Below are 17,839 nucleotides of genomic sequence, written 5' to 3' on the forward strand. Positions count from 1 at the left end.
AAGCTGAGCCGCGGCGCGTCGCGCCGTGCAGGCGGCCCGGAGGAGGCTTCAGCGCCGAACGGCAAAACGGCCCGCGCCGTCGCCGCGGCCCTGGCGCAAGCCTATCCTGCTCCAGGCATGCCGCTGCGGCACCGAAACGCGTTCCAGCTGCTGGTCGCCACGATTCTCTCGGCGCAGTGCACCGATGCGGCCGTCAACCGGGTCACGCCGGGATTCTTCCGCCTGTTCCCGGACGCGTGCGGGCTCGCCGCGGCTTCGACGGGGGCGATCGAGTCGGCGATCCGGACGCTGGGACTGTACAGGGTAAAGGCCAGGTCGCTGAAAAGGTGCGCCGCGCAGCTGGTCGAGGAGTTCGGGGGCAGGGTGCCCTCGACCCTCGAAGACCTCACCCGGCTCGCCGGCGTGGGGCGGAAAACCGCAAACGTTCTCTTGGGCCATCTCTTCGGCGCTCCGGCCGTGATCGTGGATACCCACTGCGCTCGGCTCGCTCGCCGTCTGGGTCTCACCCGGGAACACGAGCCCAGAAAGATCGAGCGAGATCTCGAGGAACTGCTTCCCCCTCCGCTCTGGACGAGCTTCTCGCAGCGCCTGATCCTCCACGGCCGGCAGGTCTGTCGCGCCCGAAAGCCGGCCTGCGGACGGTGCGTCCTCCTTCGTCTGTGTCCGACCGGAGCGCGAGAAGTCACCGCGGCGGAAGCGGATCGGCGCCGGCGAGGATCTTGAACAGCTCGATAATTTGCGGCTCCCTCGGCAACTCGCGGATCGATTTCTCCTGCTCTTCGGGCAGGAGCGGGGTGGGATCGTCTCCGGTAAGTTTCTTGAACTCCCGATGGAAGTTCGGGTCCCTGAACGTTTTGCGCATCGCCTCCCGCAGGATCTCCGCGGGCTCCTTCGGGGTAGCGGGCGGCAGGATGTAGGGCGATCCTCCGAGTCGAAACGCGCGAAACATCGCGAGCAGCTTTCTCTCCTTATCGGAACGCGCGAAGGTTTCGATCTCCGGCAGGTGTGAAAAGCGCGGGTGGTGGTCTCCCTTGGGAATTTCAAGGATCGAGTGGAAATGGACCAGCCCTTTTTCGTAGAACTCGGGTGTCCGCGTCAGGATCGTGTCGGCAATATTGGCGCGGGCATCAAGCTCGCCGCGCATCATCGCCACGTCCAGCTCGGTTCCGGAATAGCCGGTCACGAAGCGGGGGTTCCTGAGCCCGAGGAGCCACGCGAACAGCCTGCCGTTGATATAAATGTCATGGCCCACCGTCTGCGCGCCGATTCTCAGACCGTTATAAGCGCGCAGCTTCTCGACGGTATCGAGGCCGAGCTTCGCGACGGTCTTGAAAACGTAATGGGCGCCTCGATTGGGCGCTCCCAGGTAAATAAACTTGTCGATGTCGTACTGTACGCCGGTCTGGCCGAGGACCGCGTTCGCCACTAGTCCCACGCCCACGTTGCCGATGGTCAAGCCGTCCGGCTTCGCCGTGCGGTACATGTAGTTGGCCGCCGTCCGGCCGCCGCCGCCCGGCATGAAGCGCGTCACGATGATCGGTTCTCCGGGAATGTATTTGCGCAAAAAGGGGATGGCCGCCTGAACCCGCATGGCGCCGGTTCCCCCGGGCTCTCGCCCCTGGACCAGGATGATGGTTTTTCCCTGGTAATAGGGAACGGACTGCGCCTGGGAGGTTTGCGCCGCCGCGAGCCAGGCGATGAAAAGCGCGGCAGCCGCAAAGGATTTATCTCGCATCGGTAACTCCCACAGGATGTCCGATCCAGGCTGCCCCGGCGGGCATCGCTTTTCTGGACCCGCCCGCCGTCGCAGCCCGTTGGTAGCTGTCGCTTATCTTCAGTCGCGCGGCTTGTCAAGGCGGATGTCCGCCAAGGTGCCGCGGTCACGGCCACGCGAAGCCCGGCAGGTTACGGTCCTGGAGGAGCTTGTAGTTGGTCAAGTCGACCTGAAGCGGCGTCACCGAGACGTAGCCTTGGTCCACCGCGACGCAGTCGGTTCCCTCGTCGCGGGCGAATCCGAGGTCGTCGCCGCCGATCCAGTAGTATTTTGCCCCGCGGGGGTCGACTCGCTCGACGATGGTTTCGCTGTAGTGCCGCTTGCCCATTCGGGTCAGCTGCCAGCCCTTGAGCCGATCTTTCGGGAGAGCCGGAACGTTGATGTTCAGCAGGGTTTCGCGGGGCATGCCGTTTTCCATGATGCGCGAAACCAGCACGGTGGTGAACTCAGCGGCCGGGGAAAAATCGAAATCGGCGAACGTCACGAGGGACACTGCCAGGGCCGGCAGGCCGAGCAGCGCTGCCTCGATCGCCGCCGAGACGGTCCCCGAGTAGATGATGTCGTCTCCGAGGTTCGGCCCCTTGTTGATCCCGGATACGACAAGATGAGGCCGGACCGGGAGCAGGCCGGTCAACGCGAGCTTGACGCAATCCGTCGGCGTGCCGTCCACGGCGAAGCGGTTCCGCCCGGCCTCATGCACGCGCAGGGGCCGGTGCAAAGTGAGGGCGTGGCTCATCAAGCTCTGCGGCCGGTCGGGTGCCACGGTGTAGATGTCGCCGATTTTTCGCAGGCCTTCCTCGAGCGCGGCGAGCCCTTCTGCGTGAATTCCGTCGTCGTTGGAAACGAGAATGATCATCAGCGGTATTCTCGCAGAGAAGCGGCGCGCGGACAAGATCGCCCGACCCCGACCGCCGCTTGCGGGAGGAAACGGCCGGCGGTATAGGAGTCCGAGAGCTTCGTTATGCCCAGCGCCGAGATTATCGCGATCGGCACGGAACTGCTTCTGGGGCAGATCGTGGACACGAATTCACCCTGGATGGCGCAGCGGCTGGCAGCGCTCGGGGTCGACCTGTTTTTCAAGTCCGTCGTCGGCGACAATCCTTCGCGGATGAGAGAGGTCATCGAACGAGCGCTGGAGCGGTCGGATATCGTGATTACGAGCGGTGGACTGGGTCCGACTCAGGACGACCTGACGCGAGAGGTCGTGGCCGAAGCGACAGGACGGCCGTTGCTCTTCGACGAGAGACTTCTGGCACAAGTCGAGGCTCATTTCCGCCGCCGCGGCCGAACGATGACGCCCAACAATCGGCGCCAGGCGTATATCCCCCAAGGAGCGCTGCCGGTCGCCAATCCCAACGGCACCGCCCCGTCTTTCATCGTCGAGGATCCGCGGGCGGTGATTTTTGCGCTGCCCGGAGTTCCGGTCGAGCTCAGGTGGCTGTTCGAAAACGAGGTGGAACCCTACCTGCGCAAGAGGTTCAACCTGGCGGAGGTGATCCACTCCCGGGTCCTGAAGGTCGGCGGGGTCGGCGAAAGCGCGGTGGACGACAAGATCGGCCACCTCATCGCCCATTCCCGCAACCCGACCGTCGGGGTGCTCGCCCTGCCGGGGCAAGTGGAGGTGCGGATTGCCGCAAAGGCAGCCGACCGGAGCAAGGCGATGGAGCTGATCGCTCCGCTGGAAGCCGAGGTGCGCGGGCTCTTGGGCAGCGCCGTTTTTGCGGCGGACGAGGAGACGATGGAATTCGTCGTCGGGAAATGGCTGCGCGAAAGAAACAAAAGCGTTGCCGTGTACGAGGATTTGACCCTCGGTCAGCTGGCGGAGCGTGTGCAAAATGCCAGTCCGCCTCACTTTCGCGGGGCGGTGATCGGGAGCGGCGACTTTTCGGCGCCCGTGTCTCTGCTCGGAGAGGAGCATGTCCCGGCCGGCGGGATGCGGAAAACCCCCGCCGAGCTCGCCGACGAGCTGGCGCGGCGGATCCGGGCTTGCGCGGGAAGCGATCTGGGGCTTGCGCTGCACGGGCACGCGGATCCCGAGGGCGAGATCCAAAACATGGGCAAAGGGGAGACATGCGTTTGCCTGACCGACGGCCGGAACTTCTTGCGCCGCTCGTTTTCGATCGCGGGTCGAGGCGCTTATGATCGAACGCGGCTGACGCTCGGGGCGATGGACCTGCTCCGGTGCGCACTCGCCGAAGGTCGGATCTAGCTGGAGTTCTCCGGCCCGCGAGGCTCGGCCGGATCGCGCCGATTCTCAGCCCTCACGCGTCGAACCACCGTACAGGGACTCGAGCTCGCTCAGGGGTTTTTCGAGGCTGGAGATCGCTTCCGTCCAGAAATCAGGGCTCTCCGGGTCGCCTCCGATCGTGCGACGGACGACGTTCTCCGCCGTGTCGCTGCCCGCCAGTCGCAGAAACTCTTCGTACCGCGGGAGAAAATCGGCTCCCTCTCGTTCGAACATGGCGTAGAGCGCCCGGCTGAGCAAGAAGCCGAACGTGTAGGGGAAGTTATAAAAAGTCAGCCCGGTGATGTAAAAGTGCAGCTTCGAAGCCCAAAAGTAGGGATCCTCCCCCCCGGGGAGCAGGATGTCGCCGAGGATACGGCGCTGAGCTTCCACCATCAGTTCTTTCAGGCGCGAGACGGTCAGCGGCCCGTTCTTTCGCTCCGCGTAAAGCGTTTTTTCGAACTCGAAGCGCACCGGGATGTCGAGCAGGTAGACGGCCGCTTCGCCGATTTCGGCGTCGAGCATTGCGGCGTGCCGGCGATCGTCGGTCGGCGGCCTCTTTCGCAGGCCGCCGATCAAAAGCAGCTCGGCGAAGGTCGAGGCGGTCTCGGCCAGCGTCATCGGGTAGATTCGCGCGTAGGGACGAACATCTCGCAGCAGGTGACCGTGAAAGGCATGGCCGGATTCGTGAGCCAGCGTCAGGACGTCGCCGAGCGACTCCTTGTAGGTCATGAAGATGCGGGACTCCCCGGTGAGCATTGATCCGGTGCAGAATCCTCCGGGCCGTTTGGCGCGTCGCGGCTCCCAGTCGATCCAGCGTTTGTCGTTCAGGCCCCGAAAGAACTCCGCCAGCGCCGGGTAAGTTCGCCCGAACGCCTCCTCGACCATAGCCTTCGCCTGCTCCCAGGGGATTCCCGCGGCCGCGTCCGTCTCGAGAGGCGCCGCAAGGTCGTACCACGCCACGCCCCGATCGCGCATGCGCCGGGCCTTGAGGCGAAGAATCCGCCGCGGCACCTCCAGTCGGGCGAACAGCGCCTCCAGCAATGCATCGAGCGTCTTGCGCGACATCGCCGCCTGGAACAGGGCGATCTCGAGAAAATCTTCGACCCCTCGATGCCGGTTGAGCGTGAGTCGCGTCCCGGCGATGGCGTTCAGCGCGGCGGCGGTAACGTCTTCGACTCGCCGCCATGCTTCGTTGCCGCCTTCGAACGCCGCTTTCCGCACTCGCCGGTCGGGATGCTCCATCAGCGAGCGGCGCTGGGCGATCGGCAACGTCTCGCGGGTCCCGTCAGGAAAGACCATGGAGAACTCGAGCTTGGATGAGACGGTATCGTAGAGACGCCCCCAGGCCTGAATCCCGTCGACGCCGAGATCGGCCGCGAGCCTTTCCTTCTCGGGCTCCATGGTTCGGCGCGCTTCTTGCCGGAGCCGGTCGAGATAGTTCCGGGCATCGTGGAAGGAGGGCGCCGCAAGCAGCAGGCCGAAGTCCGCCTCGGAAGCTCGCTTCACGGCACGCAGCAGCTCGACCCTCAACTTGGTGGTTTCGGCTCGCAGGCGGCTCAGATCCGCCTCCTCCGCGAGGTACTCTTCGTTGGCGGCGTCGGAGGCCGCCAGGCAGCTGACGTAAGAGCTCCAGTGCGACACGCGTCGGAGCAGCTCTTCGTGTTGGAGCAACAGTTTTTCCCATGAGGGAAGGGTCTCGCGGGACAGCGGCGCCAGCGCAGCCGCCTCGCTTCGCAGCGATGCGATCCCGGCCGCGAGCTCTTCCTTGAATCGGCGCGTCTCAGGAGCGTCGAAGCGCGGGAAATAGCTGCTCAGGTCCCAGGTCATCGCCACCGCGTCAGATCTCCACCTCGGTGCCCGCGTTTTCGGCCAAGGCCCTGCGGTAGACCAGGTGCGCGGCGGCCACGTCCTGGATGGCGATGCCGACGGATTTGTAGAGCGTGATCTCGTCGCGACGCGTTCTGCCGGGAATCAGGCCCGCGAGCACGGCGCCTATTTCGCCGCAGATCGGGTCGCCGGAAATCGAGCCTTCCCTCAGCGCCAGCAGGACATCGCCGCACTCGGCCATGATCGCTTCTCGCGAGTCGACGAAGAGGGTGCAGCGAGCGAGGGTTCTTCCGTCGATCTCCCTGAGGTCGGGCCGGTGCGAGCCCACCGCGTTGACGTGTGCCCCGGGCTCGAGCCAGTCCGCCTCGAGCACCGGTTCCTTGGAGGTCGTGGCGGTGACGACGACCTGCGAGCCTCGAACGGCTTCAGCGGCGCTGCCGGCAACCTCGATCGGCACCCGCAGCTCGGGCTCCAGCTCCGCCTTGACCCTTTCCGCCGAACGCCCGGACGGACTGTAGATCTTGACGCGTTCCAGCTTCCGGACCCGGCTCAACGCGCGCAGGTGAGCGCGCGCCTGCACGCCAGCCCCCAGGATGCCGAGCACGGGCGTCTGGGGGTTCGCCAGTACCTTGGTCGCCATCGCGGAAGCACATGCGGTGCGGATCGCGGTGAGGCTGCTTCCTTCCATCAGGGCGATCAGTTTCCCGGTTTCGGCGCTGAAGAGCATCACGACGGCCAGAATCGCTGGAAGATTCTTTCGAGGATTCTCCTGAAAGTAGGTGACGACCTTGATGCCCAGGGCGCGGTCGTCGGCGAGGTATCCCGGCATGCTCGTGATCCTGCCGCCGATCGCCGGCAGCGGCATCACCAGCCGCACCGGCATGATCGCCTTGCCCGTCGAGTACTGGATATGCGCCTGCTCGAGGGCGCCGATGAGCTCCGGGATGTCCAGGAGTCTTCCCACCTCGCGTTCAGAGATCACCCGCATGGTTCGAAAAATAGCACAGACGGCGGCGCGGGTGGTAGGGCACCGCGCTTCCGGTGCTCGAGCTCAACGCGAAGGCGATGGCCCCGCCCCGGGCTCAGGGCAGAGTCGTATCGAGACAGCGCTCCAGGACGGCCGCAGGAAGATCGCCTTCACGGATGATCCGCAGGCGACCGGCGGTCGCGTCGACGACGGTCGATCCCTTGCTTGCAGTCAACGCTCCACCGTCCATGAAGACTCGCACGCGCCCCGAAAAATAAGCCTTGGCTTCGTCGATGGTTCGAGCCGGTGCTCGACCCGAAGGATTCGCGCTGGTCGCGGTCAGAGGTCGCCCCAGCGCCCGGATCAGTTCGCCCGCTACCGGATGGCGCGAGATGCGCACCCCGATCCCGCCTTCGGCATTGACCAGGCGCGGCGGGAGACCGGGCACCGCGGGGAGCACGAGCGTGAGCGGACCGGGCCAGAACCGCTCCATGAGGCGCTTTGCCGGGATCGGGATCTCCGAAACCACTCCCGAGAGCATCTTGAGGTCGGCAACCAGGACAGGAATCGGGTTTGCAGGATCGCGGCCCTTGATCGCGAAAACCTCCTCCACCACCTTGGGGCAAAGAGCGTCTGCACCTAGGCCGTAGAGCGTTTCCGTGGGATAGACGACAACCTCGCCGCGCCTGATCGCGGCGAGCGCTTCCGGAAAGCTCTCTTCAGGATCGGCTTTGCAGCTTTCGGTCCCGCTCTTCGACACCGGCGGCCATCTCCTTTTTGAAGGATTGCAGCCTCGCGGCGATCTCGGCGTCCTTCAGGGCGAGAATCTGCGCCGCCAGGATCCCCGCGTTGGCCGCGCCGGCTTTGCCGATCGCCATCGTCGCCACCGGTATCCCGGCGGGCATCTGCACCGTCGCCAGCAACGCGTCGAGCCCTTTGAGGCAGGAGGAATCGATCGGCACGCCGATCACGGGCAGCGTCGTGTGGGCGGCGATCGAGCCCGCGAGGTGGGCCGCGGCACCGGCCCCGGCGATGATCACTTCAATTCCCTGCTCCCGCGCGCCAGCGGCGTAGCGGGCGGTCCGCTCCGGCGTGCGATGGGCGGACATGATGCGGGTCTCGTACGGAATTCCAAGATCGGCGAGGCGCTTTTGCGCCTCCTGCATCACCTCCAGGTCGGAATCGCTTCCCATGACGACGGCGACCTTCGCCGCTTCGGATTTCTTTTCCACGGTGCCCTCCTCCGCCGGCGCCGGCCGGGTGCCGCGGAGCGTTACGCTCCGCGGGATCTGCCCAACGCCCGGTGGCCGATGTCTCTGCGATAATGCATCCCGTCCCAAGAGATCTCGCTTGCAGCGCGGTAGGCGGACGCGACCGCCTCGGCGATATCGGCTCCGCGCGCGGTGACGCCGAGGACACGCCCGCCCGCGGTCAGCCATTCGCCGCCGCGCCGTTCCGTGCCCGAGTGAAAAACGAAGCCCGATCCCCAGCCGCGCAGGCGCTCCAGGCCGTGAATCACTTTTCCTCTTTCGTAGGCTCCGGGATAGCCGCGCGAGCAGAGCACCACGCAGACCGCGGCGTCGGAGTGCCACTCGGCCTGCACCCGATCCAGCGTTCCGTCGATCGCCGCTTCGATGATCGTCAGCAGATCGCTTTTGAGCCGCATCATCAGAGGCTGGCACTCGGGGTCACCGAAGCGGGCATTGAACTCGAGGACTTTCGGGCCGTCCGCCGTGATCATCAATCCCGCGTAAATCACGCCGCGGTACACGATCTCTCTTTTTTTCAGCTCGGCCAGCAGGGGCCGCAAGATTTCCTCGAGAATCCTGCGGTGCATCGCCGGCGTCACGACCGGGGCCGGCGAATAAGCCCCCATTCCGCCAGTGTTGGGCCCGCGGTCGTTGTCGAAGAGCCGTTTATGGTCCTGAGAAGAAGCGAGCGGCAGAATGTGGGTGCCGTCCGTCACGGCCATGAACGAGGCTTCTTCTCCCTCAAGAAATTCCTCGATCACGAGCTTCTCACCCGCCGCGCCGAAGGCACGGCGCACGAGGATATCGTCCACGGCCGCTTCGGCCTCGGAAAGCGTGGAGCAGACAAGAACACCCTTCCCGGAGGCCAAGCCGTCGGCCTTGAGCACGTAGGGTGGCTTTTGCGCCTCCAGGAAGCGCTTGGCGGGCTCAGGCTCCGAAAAGACGCCGAAGCTTGCGGTCGGGATACCGGCTTCACGGAGAAGTTCCTTGGCGAACGCTTTGCTTCCTTCCAACCGAGCGGCCGCCTGATTGGGCCCGAAAATCCTCAAGCCCGCCTTCTCGAACGCGTCCGCGATCCCGAGAACCAGTGGCAGCTCCGGCCCGACCACGGTGAGATCGATTTTCTCCCGGAGCGCGAACTCGACCAGCTCAGCAATCCGATCGACCGGCAAATCGACGGTGGCGGCCAGCTCGCCGATGGCCGCGCTTCCGGGAGCGCAATAAATTCTGGAGACCCTGGGGCTCTGGCTGATTTTCCAAACGAGCGCGTGCTCACGCCCGCCGCTACCGATGACCAGGACTTTCATAGGCGATCCGGTCGCAGTGCCAACAGCGCAAACCCCTGCGGCGATTGCCGCAGGCCCGGCCCCGACGACAAAGGGATCAGTGGCGGAAATGGCGCATGCCGGTGAAGACCATAGCCATGCCGTGCTCGTCGGCGGCCGCGATCACTTCCCCGTCTTTGATGGAACCTCCGGGCTGGATAACCGCTCTGGCCCCGGCCCTGGCCGCTTCGTCGATTCCGTCGCGGAAGGGGTAGAAAGCGTCCGAGGCGACCGCCGAGCCTTGCAGGTTGAGGCCGTGAGTTGCGGCGCGCATGACCGCGATCCGCGCGGAGTCGACCCGGCTCATCTGGCCCGCGCCGACGCCCAGCACCTGGTCTTCAGACGCAAAGACAATCGCGTTGGACTTCACGTGCCGGCAGACGCGCCAGGCGAAGTCCATGGCGCGGTACTCCTGTTCCGTCGGCCGCCGCTGCGTCACGACCCTGCATTGCCGGACGTCCACGGAGCCGGTGTCCCAGTCTTGGAGCAACATCCCGCCGCGAACCCGCCGCAGGTCGTAGCCGCCCCGTTGGGGCTCGCTCACGTCCACTTCCAGCAGTCGTATGTTCAGGAGACGCTTCGCCGAAGAAAGCACCGCCCTGGCTTCGGGAGTGAAGGCCGGTGCGATGACGATCTCGAGAAAGATCTCTCTCAGCTCGCGTGCGGTTTCCTCGTCGACGGGGCGGTTGAAAGCGATCACGCCCCCGAAAATGGACACGGGATCACAGGCCTTCGCCTTGCGAAAGGCGTCGACGGGAGAAATTTTCGATAACGCCACCCCGCAGGGGTTATTGTGCTTGATCGCAACCGCGGCGATCTCGGAAAACTCCAGGACCGTGGCGAGCGCGGCGTCTGCGTCGAGAATGTTGTTGAAGGATAATTCCTTGCCCTGGATTTGCCTAGCGCGCGCAATCGATGGGCCGGACTCGACGGCAGTACCGTAGAACGCCGCGCTCTGATGCGGGTTCTCGCCGTAGCGCATATCCTGGATCTTCGTCAGCTGCAGGTTCACCGTGCGGCCCCAGCGCAGCGGCTTTTTCTCGTCGTCGAGAGAGGCGAAGTAGTTGGAGATCGCGCCATCGTACCGGGAGGTATGATCGAAGGCTTTGCGGAACAGCCGGAACCGGGTTTCGGCCGAAAGGGAGCCGCCGCTTTCTTTGAGCTCCTGGACGACAGGCCCGTAATCATCTGGGTCCACGACCACGGCCACGTGCGCGTGGTTTTTCGCGGCGGCGCGAACCATGCTGGGGCCGCCGATGTCGATGTTCTCGACGATCTCATCGAACGACGCTCCCCGCGCCACGGTCCCCTCGAACGGGTAGAGATTGACGACCACGAGGTCGATAGGCTCGATTCCGTGAGCCTTCAGCTGCGCGACGTGCTCGGGGTTGTCACGGAGCGCCAGGATCCCGGCGTGGATTTTCGGGTGGAGCGTCTTTACACGTCCGTCGAGCATCTCGGGAAATCCGGTCAGCTCCGCCACGTCGCGGACCGCCACGCCGTTTTCGCGCAACAGGCTCGCCGTGCCTCCGGTCGAGAGGATCTCGACTCCGAGCCCGGCGAGCTCCCGTGAAAAGCCGACGATCTCCCTTTTGTCGGATACACTGATCAGGGCCCTCTGGATCCTGCCCACTGGAACGATGCCTCCTTGGATTTACGCCGGTATGCGGGGAACTCGAGCGCCGATGGAAGTGAGGATCTCGTACGAGATCGTGTCTGACCAGGCGGCTATCTCGTCCGCGGTGATTTCCGCTTCGCCCTGGCGGCCGAGTAGAACAACCTCGTCTCCCGGTTGCACTTCCGGTATATCGGTAACCTCGATCATAGTCAAATCCATGCATACGCGCCCGACCACCGGAGCCCGTTTTCCCTTTACGAGCACCGCCCCTCGATTGGAGAGCAGTCGCGGATAGCCGTCGGCGTAACCGATCGGCAGCGTCGCGATCAAGCTTTCTCGCCGGGTCACGAACGTCTGCCCGTAGCTGATGCTCGATCCGGCGGGCACTTTCTTGAGCTGGAGGATGCGAGTTTTCCACGACAGAACCGGTTTTACCGCTATCCGGTTCGCCATCGAGGCGGCCGGATAGACGCCGTACAAGATCAGGCCCGGCCGCACCATGTCGAAATGAGCCTCCGGGAGGGTGATCGTGGCGGCGCTGTTGGCAATATGGATCAGCGGCGGTGCGATTCCCGCAGCCCGCAGCCGATGCGCCACGTTGCGGAAAGCTTCCAGCTGTCTCAGCGTGTAGTCTCCTTCGACGCTCTCCGCGCGGGAAAAATGAGAGAGAAGCCCTTCGATCTTCAAGGCTTTCAGCTTGTTGAGTTCCGGAAGCCAGGAATCGATTTCGGACGGGAGAAAGCCGATCCGCCCCATACCGGTGTCGACTTTCACGTGGACGCCGAGCGTCGCCCCGAGACCCGCAACCGCCCGCTCCAGATCGCGCAATCCGTCGGCGTTGTAGACTACGGGAGTCAGGCCGTGCGCGAGGAGATCACCCGCCTGGGCAGGGTAGGTGCCGGCAAGAACAAGAATCGGCGAGCGGATTCCCGCCTCGCGCAGCTCGAGCGCCTCCTCCAGCGTGGCCACGCCGAGCGCGTCCGCGCCTTGAGCCTCCAGCGTTCTCGCAACCGTAACAGCGCCGTGACCATAGGCGTTAGCCTTGACCATCGGGAGGATCCGGATCCCGGGCGCAACCATCGCCCGGACCCGGCGAAAATTCCAGCGCAGGGCATCCAAGTCGATGAAACAGACGGTGGGACGCCCGGTGGAAGGGGGTGACATGGTTAAGCGGCGCTTCAGCTCCTCAAGAAACCTTGGCGCCCGGTTGGACGGGTTTGTCGGGAGTCAGAAGGACGACGCGTCCCGCGTCGGAAGCGGCGAGCAGCATGCCCTGACTCTCAAGCCCGCGCAGTTGGGCGGTCTCGAGGTTTGTGACGACGACAATCTGGCGTCCTACGAGCTCTTCGGGAGCATAGTGAGCTCGGATACCGGCCACGATTTGCCTTTGCTCGGAACCGAGATCCACCTGAAGAACCATCAGCTTGTCGGCATTCGGATGAGCCGCTGCGCTCCTGACGGTGGCGATCTTGAGTTCGAGCTTCCTGAAATCTTCGATGGAGATCATTCGGCTTCCCTTCGGGCGGGCGAGCGTTTACCGAAAAAGATAACAGAAGGTCCATACCAATAAAAGCAGCTTTTCTTCGGCTCCAAGGCTCCAGGGTGTGCGTCGATCGGGAATCGCATGGTTGCGGTCCGGGTGCCGGGGGTTGACAAGGCGGGTCGGGCGAATTATTAGCAATAATAATTACTGTTAAAGGAGGAGGAACTATGGCGAAGAGCTTAAAAGGGACGAAGAGTCACGAGAACCTGAAGAGCGCGTTTGCGGGAGAGTCGCAGGCGAATCGCCGCTATCTCTATTTCGCGCGCGTGGCCGACATCGAGGGCTATCCGGAGGTCGGCGGCCTGTTCAGGGACACCTCGGAGGCGGAGACGGGGCACGCGTTCGGCCATCTCGACTTCCTCAAAGAAGTGGGCGACCCTGTCACGGGAGTTCCCATCGGGAGCACGGAAAAGAACCTGAAATCGGCCATCGAGGGCGAGACCTACGAGTATACCGAGATGTATCCCGGCTTCGCGAAGACCGCCCGGGAAGAAGGGTTTGCGGAGCTGGCAGAGTGGTTCGAGACTCTCGCCAAGGCCGAAAAGTCCCACGCGGGTCGATTCAGCAAGGGGCTGGAGCGAATCGCCGGAAAGGAGCCTGCCGACACGGCAAGCTGACGGGACGGGCGCCCGGGGTCCTTGGGCCTCGGGCGCCGCTTCGACCCATGAAACTGGACACTGAAAAGCCGGAATTTTGGGAATCGGCGAAGCTCGAAGCCGAGCTGAGGCGGGTCTTCGACGTCTGCAATGGCTGCCGCCGGTGCTACAATTTGTGTCCGTCCTTCAACGACCTTTTCCAGCGGCTCGACCGGGAAGATGTCGACGGGGATGCCGAAAAGCTGGGCGGTGCCGACTTCCAGAGCGTCACCGATCTCTGCTACCAATGCAAACTCTGCTTCAACCACTGTCCCTATACGCCACCGCACCGCTGGGACCTGGATTTCCCCCGATTGATGCTGCGTTCTCGGGCCATCCAGACCAGACGGAGCGGCCGGTTGCTCCAGGATCGGTTTCTCGGCGACGTGGACCGGATCGGCCGGATCGGCTCGAGACTTGCGCCGCTTGTGAACTGGTTGAACCGCAATCCGGTCCATCGGTGGTTGCTGGAAAAGACGGTCGGGATTCATCGCGACCGCATCCTGCCGCGCTACGCTCGACAGACTTTCCGGCAGTGGTACGAAAAGCGCGAAACGACGAGCCCGGCAGGCGGCGGGAAGAAGGCTGCTCTGTTCTACACCTGCACGGTCAATTTCAATCAGCCGTCGGTCGGTAGGGCTGCGATCCGGGTGCTCGAGAAAAACGGCGTGCAGACCGGGTGCCCGGAGCAGCGCTGCTGCGGGATGCCATTCCTGGACGGCGGCGATCTCGAGTCGGCGAAGAAAAGCGCGGCGGCGAACGTGAGTTCCTTGCACGACTGGGTCCGGCGCGGCTTCGATATCGTCGTGCTGGCTCCGACCTGCAGCTACGTGCTCAAGCGGGAATATCCCGAGCTGCTGCAGACGGAAGCCGCGAAAGAGGTGGCGGCCAAGGCGCTCGACGTCTGCGAATATCTCATGGCGCTCCACGCCGAGGGCAGGCTCGACACGGGGTTCGTAAGGAGCGCGGGCAAGATCGCATACCAGATGCCATGTCACCTGCGCGCGCAGAACATTGGCTACAAGTCGCGCGACCTGATGCAGCTGATTCCCGGGACCTCTGTCCGCACGATCGAGAGGTGCGCGGCGATCGACGGCACGTGGGGTCTCAAGCGGCAGTACTTCGAGCTGTCGCTGAAGGTTGCCCGGCCGCTCCTCGACGAGCTGGCGGTGGAGAAACCGGATCGTATCGTGTCGGATTGCGCGCTCGCCGGGCTGCAAATCGAGCAGGGCTGCGGCAAAAAGCCCCTGCATCCAGTCGAGGTCGTCGCCATCGCCTACGGCCTGTCGGAAGAGGGAGATACGTGAAGAAGATCACCCTTGACGATATCATGGGCCCCGAGGCCTACGAAAAGATCCGTGAGGAGTTCAGGCGGCGCATCATCGAGCTCAAGCGGAACCGCAGGGTTCCGGTAGGCGACCGCGTTTCGCTGGTTTTCGAGAACCGGGACACGGTGCTGTTTCAGATCCAGGAGATGTTGAGAGCCGAGCGGATCACCGATCTCGACAAGATCCGGGAGGAAATCGACGTCTACAACGACTTGATCCCCGGTCCGGGGGAGCTCAGCGCCACCCTGTTCCTCGAGATCGAAGACCAGACGCGGCTGCGAGAAGAGCTGCTCAAGTTCCTGGGGATCGACGAGGCCGTTTTTCTCCGGATCGGCGATACCGTGGTCCGGGCGCGTTTCGAGGAAGGGCGCAGCAAGGAGGACAAGATCAGCGCCGTCCAGTACGTCAAGTTCCCCCTGGGACCGCGTGAGATTGCCGCGTTCCGCGACCTCGAAAGCGTCGAACTCTTTATCGATCATCCCCAGTACAAGGCGTCGGCGCGGATCTCGGGCGAAGCGAAGAAAGCGCTGTGCCGGGACTTCGAGGACTGAGGGATCGGAAATGAAACCGTGACCCGCTCGCAACGCAAGACTCGGCAGCTGGAGGTCATCTGGGCTGCAATCAGAGATGACCCCTCGCACCCCACAGCGGATCTCGTCTACGAGAAGGTTCGAAAGAAGCTCCCCAACGTGAGCCTCGGGACCGTTTACCGCAATCTGCAGAAGCTGGTCACCGCCGGCAAGCTTCGGGTCGTCAATGTGGGACGCACTCAGCGCTTCGACGCCTTGACCAAGGAGCACCAGCACTTTATCTGCGAGTGTTGCGGTCGGGTGTACGACGTCTTCGTCGAGCCGCGCGAGGTTCTCGTTCCCGAAAGCCTGCCGCACGAGGGCTTCAAGGTGAGATCCCACCAGGTCGCCTTCTACGGGTTCTGCAAGCATTGCGCGGGGTGAGCCGGGCGCTTCACGCCTCCTTGTAAACGGGTTCCGCGAGCGCTAAACTCGCCCCCACGGCGTTGTCTGGTCGCGCCGGCCGCGCCTTGCGCGGAGCGGGGGGAGCTCCCGGAGGACACGGGATGAAACGGCGGAGTTTCATCGGCTTTCTCACCGGGTCTTGTCTGCTGGGGCTGCGCGATTCGGTCGAGGCGGTCTGCAATCCCGCGCTGGTTCGCCTGCTGGATCGCGGCAAGCAGCTTGTCCAGGCACGGGGTGCGGCAAAGCCGTCGCTGGGCGACTACTTCGTGCAGTGGTACGGACATTCCAGCTTTCTCATCCACTCAGGCAGCCAGACGAAGGTGGTTGCCGATCCGAACTTCAACGTTACCCCCGGAATCGAGGCTGACGCGGTTACCGTCAGCAACGATCATTTCACCCACAACAATGTCGGCGCGGTGGGCGGCAACCCTGTGATCCTTCGAGGCATCACTTTCAGGCAAACCTGGAACCCGATCCGGACGAGCGTCAAGGACATCACGATCGTCAACATTCCGAGCCAGCGCGGGCGGAGCTGGGGCGGAGTCGCAAACTCGATCTTCATCTACGAGATGGGCAGCCTCTGCCTCGCCCATCTCGGCAACATCGGCCACCTCCTGACGCCGGAGCAGGAAAAGGCGCTGCAACGCGTGGACGTCATGATGGTTCCGATCGACGGGGTGACCAACCTCGGGTTCGAGGAGATCGTGAAGGTGATCGAGCAGATCAAGCCGCCGATCGTGATCCCCATGCACTACGACGTGGCGGGCCAGGGAGAGCTGTTCGCAGGGTTTGCCCGGGAGCGTTACCCGGTGCGCAGGGTTGCCGGTTCGCAGCTGACGCTCAGCCGCGCGATGCTGCCGAAATCGACGGAGGTCTTCGTGCTCTCCCACCCGAAACCATGGTCGACCGCCGAATAAGGAGGGGGAGCGGCTGAGTTGCAGTTTTTCGTTTCGGCTCCTATAATGCCTTCATTTGGCCGACGGGGCGTCACGTGACCGAAAAAGAAATCGAGTTCTTCCGCAACCTGCTGCAACAAAGGATTCACGAGCTCCGATCCGAGGCGGTGCGGACGGTCGAAAACATGGACGAGGACGAGAATTTCCCTGATCCGGCCGACCGTGCCCTCATGGAATCGAACCGCAACTCCATTCTTCGCATTCGCGACCGGGAGCGCAAGCTCATTTTCAAGATCCAGGAGGCGCTACGTCGTCTGGAAGCCGGCGAGTACGGGATCTGCGAGGGCTGCGGCGAGGAGATCGGCATCGAGCGCCTGAAAGCGAGACCCGTCACCACGTTGTGCATCGATTGCAAGTCCGACCAGGAAATCGCGGAAAAGAAAGCGGGAAGGTTCGTTTGAGCCGTTGCCGGCTGGCCCGATGAAGGTCCGAAAAGCTGTCATTCCGGTGGCCGGGCTGGGAACTCGTTTTCTCCCGGCGACCAAGACGGTTCCCAAAGAGCTTTTACCGATCGTTGACATCCCGTCGATCCAGTACGTCGTGCAGGAAGCCGTCGACGCTGGAATTCAAGAAATCATTTTCGTGACCGGGCGGGGCAAGGATGGAATCGAGGACCATTTCGACGAAGCCCCTGAGCTGGAGCAGGTTCTGGCGGAGCGAGGCCAGGCCGAGATGGTTCAAATGCTCCGGCGCATAGCGGAGATGACCGAGGTCGTCTCGGTTCGGCAAAAGAAACCGCTGGGCTTGGGTCATGCGGTGCTGTGCGCGCGCGATCTGGTCGGCAACGAGCCGTTCGCGGTCATGCTCGCGGACGATTTGATCGACAGCGACACGCCCTGTATCCGACAGCTGCTGGAGATCTTCGAGGAGAAAAACGAATCCGTCGTCGCCTTGATGGAGGTGCCCGCGGAAGAAGTGCACCAGTACGGCGTCATCAAGGGCAGGGAGATCAGGAAACGGTTGTATCAGGTCGAGTCCACCGTGGAAAAGCCTGCCGCCAGGGAGGCGCCTTCCAGGATGGCGATCATCGGCCGGTATATTCTCCGGCCGGAGATTTTTCCGATCCTCGAGACCCAGGAGCCGGGTCGGGGCGGGGAAATCCAACTGACCGACGGGCTGGCCCGGCTGGTTAGCCAGAGGCAGGTTTACGGCTGCGAGTTCCTCGGCGATCGCTACGATATCGGTGACAAGTACGGTTTCGTCCGGGCCACGGTGGCGTTCGCACTGAAACGCCCGGACTTGAAAGTCAAAGTCAAAGAGTATTTAAAGAGTTTAGTCGGCGAGATTTCGGGGCCGTAGCTCAGCTGGGAGAGCGCTAGAATCGCACTCTAGAGGTCGTGGGTTCGACTCCCATCGGCTCCACCATTCGTCGACGTTCCGGGAGAGCGGCTCAGGAGATCCAAGCCGTCGCATCG

Annotated in this window: 19 protein-coding genes and 1 tRNA gene; 10 read left to right on the forward strand and 10 right to left on the reverse strand. The window is 63.6% G+C overall.

Going from position 1 to position 17,839, the window contains the following annotated elements:
* Positions 1–3: 3 nt before the first annotated feature.
* Positions 4–723 (forward strand): endonuclease III, encoded by a 720-nt coding sequence (gene nth / locus VNN77_04105; protein ID HXG50576.1) that lies wholly within the window; start codon positions 4–6, stop codon positions 721–723.
* On the opposite strand, the gene VNN77_04110 is transcribed toward nth, so the two are convergent.
* Together VNN77_04110 and surE are read right to left on the reverse strand one after the other, a co-directional pair.
* Positions 683–1,735: a hypothetical protein gene (locus VNN77_04110; GenBank protein ID HXG50577.1), complete on the reverse strand. Its 1,053-nt coding sequence runs from the start codon at positions 1,733–1,735 to the stop codon at positions 683–685. The two genes, nth and VNN77_04110, sit on opposite strands and share 41 nt — an antisense overlap.
* Positions 1,736–1,880: 145 nt before the next feature.
* Positions 1,881–2,630: a 5'/3'-nucleotidase SurE gene (surE, locus tag VNN77_04115; GenBank protein HXG50578.1), complete on the reverse strand. Its 750-nt coding sequence runs from the start codon at positions 2,628–2,630 to the stop codon at positions 1,881–1,883.
* A gap of 105 nt (positions 2,631–2,735) precedes the next feature.
* On the opposite strand from surE, the gene VNN77_04120 reads away from it, so the two are divergent.
* Positions 2,736–3,983: a CinA family nicotinamide mononucleotide deamidase-related protein gene (locus VNN77_04120; protein ID HXG50579.1), complete on the forward strand. Its 1,248-nt coding sequence runs from the start codon at positions 2,736–2,738 to the stop codon at positions 3,981–3,983.
* A 45-nt stretch (positions 3,984–4,028) separates the two neighbouring features.
* Here VNN77_04120 and VNN77_04125 read toward each other — a convergent pair whose 3' ends face one another.
* The 8 genes from VNN77_04125 to metG all read right to left on the reverse strand — a co-directional run bounded on the left by VNN77_04125 (position 4,029) and on the right by metG (position 12,495).
* Positions 4,029–5,828, reverse strand: coding sequence for a M3 family oligoendopeptidase (locus VNN77_04125; protein HXG50580.1), 1,800 nt, complete (start codon positions 5,826–5,828; stop codon positions 4,029–4,031).
* A gap of 10 nt (positions 5,829–5,838) precedes the next feature.
* Positions 5,839–6,816 carry an ornithine cyclodeaminase family protein gene (locus tag VNN77_04130; GenBank protein ID HXG50581.1) on the reverse strand — a complete coding sequence of 326 codons (978 nt, stop codon included), beginning with the start codon at positions 6,814–6,816 and terminating at the stop codon, positions 5,839–5,841.
* A gap of 94 nt (positions 6,817–6,910) precedes the next feature.
* A complete protein-coding gene (locus VNN77_04135) occupies positions 6,911–7,555 on the reverse strand; it encodes an L-threonylcarbamoyladenylate synthase (GenBank protein ID HXG50582.1) in 645 nt (214 codons plus the stop codon).
* The gene (gene purE, locus VNN77_04140) at positions 7,515–8,027 is read right to left on the reverse strand and encodes a 5-(carboxyamino)imidazole ribonucleotide mutase (GenBank protein HXG50583.1); all 513 of its coding nucleotides are present in this window, start codon (positions 8,025–8,027) and stop codon (positions 7,515–7,517) included. Before purE ends, VNN77_04135 begins: the two co-directional genes overlap by 41 nt.
* A 41-nt stretch (positions 8,028–8,068) precedes the next feature.
* Complete coding sequence (purD, locus tag VNN77_04145; protein ID HXG50584.1) at positions 8,069–9,352, reverse strand: phosphoribosylamine--glycine ligase; 1,284 nt, start codon at positions 9,350–9,352, stop codon at positions 8,069–8,071.
* A 76-nt stretch (positions 9,353–9,428) separates the two neighbouring features.
* The gene (purH, locus tag VNN77_04150) at positions 9,429–11,003 is read right to left on the reverse strand and encodes a bifunctional phosphoribosylaminoimidazolecarboxamide formyltransferase/IMP cyclohydrolase (protein HXG50585.1); all 1,575 of its coding nucleotides are present in this window, start codon (positions 11,001–11,003) and stop codon (positions 9,429–9,431) included.
* A 21-nt stretch (positions 11,004–11,024) separates the two neighbouring features.
* Complete coding sequence (gene alr, locus VNN77_04155) at positions 11,025–12,152, reverse strand: alanine racemase (GenBank protein HXG50586.1); 1,128 nt, start codon at positions 12,150–12,152, stop codon at positions 11,025–11,027.
* Between the two features lie 22 nt (positions 12,153–12,174).
* A complete protein-coding gene (gene metG / locus VNN77_04160) occupies positions 12,175–12,495 on the reverse strand; it encodes a methionine--tRNA ligase subunit beta (protein HXG50587.1) in 321 nt (106 codons plus the stop codon).
* 203 nt (positions 12,496–12,698) lie between these two features.
* On the opposite strand from metG, the gene VNN77_04165 reads away from it, so the two are divergent.
* The 8 genes from VNN77_04165 (at position 12,699) to VNN77_04200 (ending at position 17,789) form a co-directional block, all read left to right on the forward strand.
* Positions 12,699–13,148 carry a rubrerythrin family protein gene (locus tag VNN77_04165; protein HXG50588.1) on the forward strand — a complete coding sequence of 150 codons (450 nt, stop codon included), beginning with the start codon at positions 12,699–12,701 and terminating at the stop codon, positions 13,146–13,148.
* A 47-nt stretch (positions 13,149–13,195) separates the two neighbouring features.
* A complete protein-coding gene (locus VNN77_04170; protein ID HXG50589.1) occupies positions 13,196–14,473 on the forward strand; it encodes a heterodisulfide reductase-related iron-sulfur binding cluster in 1,278 nt (425 codons plus the stop codon).
* The gene (locus VNN77_04175; GenBank protein ID HXG50590.1) at positions 14,470–15,045 is read left to right on the forward strand and encodes a DUF3501 family protein; all 576 of its coding nucleotides are present in this window, start codon (positions 14,470–14,472) and stop codon (positions 15,043–15,045) included. The genes VNN77_04170 and VNN77_04175 overlap by 4 nt, the downstream gene beginning before the upstream one ends.
* 18 nt (positions 15,046–15,063) lie before the next feature.
* Positions 15,064–15,447: a transcriptional repressor gene (locus VNN77_04180; protein ID HXG50591.1), complete on the forward strand. Its 384-nt coding sequence runs from the start codon at positions 15,064–15,066 to the stop codon at positions 15,445–15,447.
* A 122-nt stretch (positions 15,448–15,569) separates the two neighbouring features.
* Positions 15,570–16,385, forward strand: a complete 816-nt coding sequence (locus VNN77_04185) for an MBL fold metallo-hydrolase (protein HXG50592.1) — start codon at positions 15,570–15,572, stop codon at positions 16,383–16,385.
* 74 nt (positions 16,386–16,459) lie between these two features.
* Positions 16,460–16,825, forward strand: a complete 366-nt coding sequence (gene dksA, locus VNN77_04190; GenBank protein HXG50593.1) for an RNA polymerase-binding protein DksA — start codon at positions 16,460–16,462, stop codon at positions 16,823–16,825.
* 19 nt (positions 16,826–16,844) lie between these two features.
* The gene (gene galU / locus VNN77_04195; protein HXG50594.1) at positions 16,845–17,723 is read left to right on the forward strand and encodes a UTP--glucose-1-phosphate uridylyltransferase GalU; all 879 of its coding nucleotides are present in this window, start codon (positions 16,845–16,847) and stop codon (positions 17,721–17,723) included.
* A tRNA-Ala gene (locus VNN77_04200) sits at positions 17,714–17,789 on the forward strand. The genes galU and VNN77_04200 overlap by 10 nt, the downstream gene beginning before the upstream one ends.
* The last annotated feature ends 50 nt before the right edge of the window (positions 17,790–17,839 follow it).

It is taken from the genome of Candidatus Zixiibacteriota bacterium, from assembly GCA_035574315.1.
Lineage (GTDB): Bacteria > Desulfobacterota > Binatia > UBA9968 > UBA9968 > DATLYW01.